4 protein-coding genes and 1 pseudogene are annotated in these 3761 nt (G+C 72.4%); 1 reads left to right on the top strand and 4 read right to left on the bottom strand.

From position 1 onward, the window contains the following. The 3 genes and pseudogenes from ACSNOH_RS33900 to ACSNOH_RS33890 form a co-directional block, all read right to left on the bottom strand. Positions 1–483 (bottom strand): annotated as a pseudogene (locus ACSNOH_RS33900) (hypothetical protein); the annotation flags it as partial. A gap of 170 nt (positions 484–653) precedes the next feature. Then, positions 654–1367, bottom strand: coding sequence for a L,D-transpeptidase family protein (locus ACSNOH_RS33895; RefSeq protein WP_436725290.1), 714 nt, complete (start codon positions 1365–1367; stop codon positions 654–656). A 126-nt stretch (positions 1368–1493) separates the two neighbouring features. After that, on the bottom strand, positions 1494–2000 hold the full coding sequence (locus ACSNOH_RS33890) for a hypothetical protein (protein ID WP_436725289.1): 507 nt from the start codon (positions 1998–2000) through the stop codon (positions 1494–1496). Between the two features lie 281 nt (positions 2001–2281). Between ACSNOH_RS33890 and ACSNOH_RS33885 the strand changes: the two genes are divergently transcribed. Beyond that, positions 2282–3160, top strand: coding sequence for a DMT family transporter (locus tag ACSNOH_RS33885; RefSeq protein WP_436725288.1), 879 nt, complete (start codon positions 2282–2284; stop codon positions 3158–3160). 68 nt (positions 3161–3228) lie between these two features. On the opposite strand, the gene ACSNOH_RS33880 is transcribed toward ACSNOH_RS33885, so the two are convergent. Further along, complete coding sequence (locus ACSNOH_RS33880) at positions 3229–3558, bottom strand: putative quinol monooxygenase (protein WP_436725287.1); 330 nt, start codon at positions 3556–3558, stop codon at positions 3229–3231. Between the last annotated feature and the right edge of the window lie 203 nt (positions 3559–3761).

Raw genomic sequence — 3761 nt, 5'->3', positions numbered from 1 at the left:
GGGCCCCCGCGCCGGCTCACCCGGCCGGGGGACGGCGGGTGCGCCGGGCGGGGGATCGGCCCAGGTGCCGAAGCCGGGGGGCTTGGCGCCCGCCGGGTGGCCGCCGAAGGTGCGCCACACGAGGCCCTCCGCGTAGGCCTCGGGGGAGACGGTGAACGCGGTGTTGGCCCGCTCGCGGCCCAGCGCTGCGTGGACGGGCGCGGCGAGCTGCGGCCACACGCCCAGGTACCACATGTGGGCGATGGCGCGGGCGATGTCCCGGTCCGTCTCGCCGGAGATGGCGTCCGGGTCACCGCCGGCGGCGGCGAGGGCGTGGAGGAAGCGGCCGAGGGCCGGGCGGCCCACCTGCTCCAGGGCGGTCTCGTGATAGCGCGCGGCCATGCCCGTGGCGTGCAGGTCGAAGGCGTCGAAGCCGGTCAGGGCGGCCGAGGCGGTGATGAAGTCGTCGAGGGAAGCTGCGGGCGTGCTCGTCTTCGGGGTCATCCGTGACCACCCATCCGTGGGACCTGACGCATGTCTATCGGAGACTCCACGGTGAGTGAAGAGGAAACAAACCCCCTTCACTCGTATGAGTGTTCGGCAGCAGGGGACGGCCCCCGCGCTCGGGGTGCGGGGGCCGTCCGGACCGCGGAGGGGAGGGTGCTCCGGGTCGCTCAGGTGCCGGGCTTGCGGCCGTAGACGAAGACGTTGTCGCCGTTGTGCAGCATGGACCAGTAGGTCCTGGCGTCGCCGGTGCGCATGTTCACGCAGCCGTGCGAGCCGGGCGGGGACCAGACGCTGCCGTCGATGGCGTGGAAGGCCTGTCCGCCGTCGAAGAACTGGGCGTAGGGCATCCGCACCTTGTAGATCGTCGACCAGTGGTCGATCGACCGCCAGTAGATCTTCTTCGCGCCGGTCCGCGTCTCGTAGCCGTCCCGGCCCGTGCGGACCGGCACGGGGCCGAACCTGACGGTCCGGCCGTCCTGTATCCAGCTGATCTGGCGGGTGAGGTCGACGCAGGCGATCCGGCCCTTGTTGACCGGGCACTTCCCGGCGGCGTTCGGGTCCCGCCGGGTGAGCTCGTCCTGCATCGCCGCCCAGGTGATGGGCCCCGCGAAGCCGATGTTCGGCGTGATGCGGTGACTCGTCTGGAAGTCCTGGATCGCCTTGCAGTCGGCGGGGGACTGCCGCCCGTCCACCGGTCTGCCCAGGAACTTCTCGGCCTCCTTCTGGTAGGGCCCGGTCCGGGTCGTGCAGGCGGGCGAGGCCTCGGCCTGCCCGCTCATCGCCACCGTCAGCGGCGCCGTCAGCCCGAGCGTGCCCAGCAGCACCCCGAGCCGGCGTGCCGTGACCGGGCGCACCGTCTTGTTCCTGCTAAGTGTTCCCATATGACGTAAGACTGATAGCACCGGCGGGTGGTTGCAGCCGGGACCGCAGGGGCGTCGGGCCGTCGCCGGGACGGGAGGAGCTGCCCGCCCCGGCGACGGCCCCTCGAACGGAGCAGCGGGCGGGCGCTAGGAGATGGGGGCGCCCGTGGGAATCGCGTTCAGGGCGACCGGCGAGACGTTCACGATCTTGTTCCAGTCGAAGTAGTACTTGTCCATCGCGGCCGGGCTGGTGATCCAGCGCTTGACGCCGTTGCTCACGAGGTAAACGGCGGGCTCACCGGGCGACTTCGCGAGAATGGCGCCGTCGGACAGCTGCCCGCCGTCGTCGACGGCGTCTATGTCGATGACGGTCTGAATTCCGTCCCAGCTCCGGAACAGGTTGTTGTACGTGGCCGGGTTGGGGATCCAGCGGCGTTTCCCGTCGAGGATCAGATAGACGGCCGGGCTGTTTACGCCCTTGAGCCGGGCGCCGTTGAGTTCGGGATGTCTGCCGCGGAGCTCCGCGGCGCTTTTCTGTGATGCGGAGACGGATTCCTGCGCGCTGCCGGCGGCCTGGGCGGCGGGGGTCACCGCGAGACCGGAAGCGGATGCGGCCACAAGGGCCAGGGCGGCGATCCATGAGCGTCTGGACACATTTCCTCCGGCTGAGGAGAAGGGGATGAGCTCAACTCGCTTGCATTCCCGTGCCTTTCGCCTGCCGGCCCACCCTCGCGGCGCGGCGCCCGCTTGTCAACGCCCGTCCGCATTCCCGTGCGGACGGCCAGCGATTCTTCGCCATGGGTGCCTCGGGCACCCATCGGTGCGCCTGGTCCGCATTCACCCGCGGCCCGCTGAAGATAGTGAGCAGTGAGCATTCCGGATCCACTGCCGAGGAATACCCGATTCCGGCGGTGGGCCCCGAAAGGAACGACACCGTGCGGAGTTTCCCCGCGATCCTCTTCGCCCTGCTCGCCGCGGTCAGCAACGGCCTGGCGGTCGTCCTGCAGCGCCGCGCGGCCCGCACGGTCCCGCTCGCGCCCGGCCTGCGGCTGTCGCTCTTCGCCCAGCTCCTGCGCCGGAAGGCCTGGCTCGGCGGAATGGCCGCCGTCATGGCCGCCGCCTGCCTCCAGGCGCTCGCGTTGTCACAGGGCGCCATGGCCGTCGTCCAGCCCGTCTTCGTGCTGGAACTGCCCTTCGCGCTCCTGCTCGGCGGCCTCCTGCTGGGCCGCAGGGTCACCGCGCCCGCCCGGCGCGGAGCCGTCTGCATCGCGGCCGGGCTCGGCCTCGCCCTCGCCGCCGCCGCGCCCACGCCCGGCACGGGACACCCGCCCGCGGACCGCTGGCTGCTCGCCCTCGGCTGCTGCGCGGCCCTCGTCGGGGCGCTGACCGCCACGGCCCTGCGCCACCCGGAAGGCGGCTTGCGGGCCGCGTGCTTCGGCACCGCGGCCGCCGTCGGCTACGCCCTCACCGCCGCCCTGATGAAGGACGCGACGCACGCCTGGCAGGACGGCGGCGCCGGAGCCTTCTTCCTCACCTGGCAGACGTACGGGTTCGCCGTCGCCGGCGTCATGGCCCTCTTCCTGCTGGAGAACGCCATGCAGTCCGGGCCGCTCACCGCCTCCCAGCCCGCGCTCACCCTCGGCGACGCCCTGGTGAGCCTCTCACTGGGCATCACGCTGTACGAGGAGCGCGTCCGCGGCGGCTGGTGGATCCTCCCCGAGGCCGCCGGGGCCGCCCTGGTGCTCTACGGGGCGGTGACGATCTCGCGCGTGGCCCTCGCCCGCGACCTGGTGACACCGGCCGGCACCGGCTGACCGGCCGGCCTGCGGGGCAACGCCCTGGTGGCGGAACGGCCGCACCGCTCCGCCATCAGGGGTGCCGCTCAGCGGTTGCGCGGCGTGAGCTCCGCCATCGCGGACCAGCCGTTGCCGGGGGCCTCCGTGCTGATGATCTGCGGCGTGGTGGCGATGGCCTCGGCCATCTCGTTCATGGCGGTCTTGAAGTGCACCGAGTTCACGTGCGCGTCACCGGCCTCGCGGGAGGCGAAGCCCTCGACGAGGACGAACTGGTTCGGGGTGTCGACGCTCCGGGACCACTCGAAGAACAGGTTGCCCGGCTCGTCCCGGGTCGCCTGCGTGAAGCCCTTGACGAGGTCGAGCCACTTGTCGGTGTACTCGGGGCGGACGGTCATCTTGACGACGATCAAGATCATGAAGGCTCCTGTCGTATGCGGGCGGCGGTCCGGGGTACCGGGCCGGTCCCGGCCCCTGCCGGCGGCGGGCGGGAGCGCCCGCGCCGCTGCCCACGCTGGCGGAGGCGGGGGCGCGCGGTGAAGCGGGGGCGGCGGCGATTCCGGCCCTCCCGGAAAATTGCACCCCGGCCGCGCCGGGACGGCCAGTCGGGGGGGGGGGGGGG

This window comes from Streptomyces sp. URMC 127 (genome assembly GCF_051386535.1).
In the GTDB taxonomy this organism is placed as follows: Bacteria; Actinomycetota; Actinomycetes; order Streptomycetales; family Streptomycetaceae; genus Streptomyces.
The sequence above is the reverse complement of the archived record's forward strand: the minus strand, read 5'-3'. Positions and strand labels throughout refer to the sequence as shown.

Coding starts and splice junctions, on each gene's coding strand:
- ACSNOH_RS33895 (WP_436725290.1), bottom strand. CDS start 1,367: ATGGGAACACTTAGCAGGAACAAGACGGTGCGCCCGGTCACGGCACGC.
- ACSNOH_RS33880 (WP_436725287.1), bottom strand. CDS start 3,558: ATGATCTTGATCGTCGTCAAGATGACCGTCCGCCCCGAGTACACCGAC.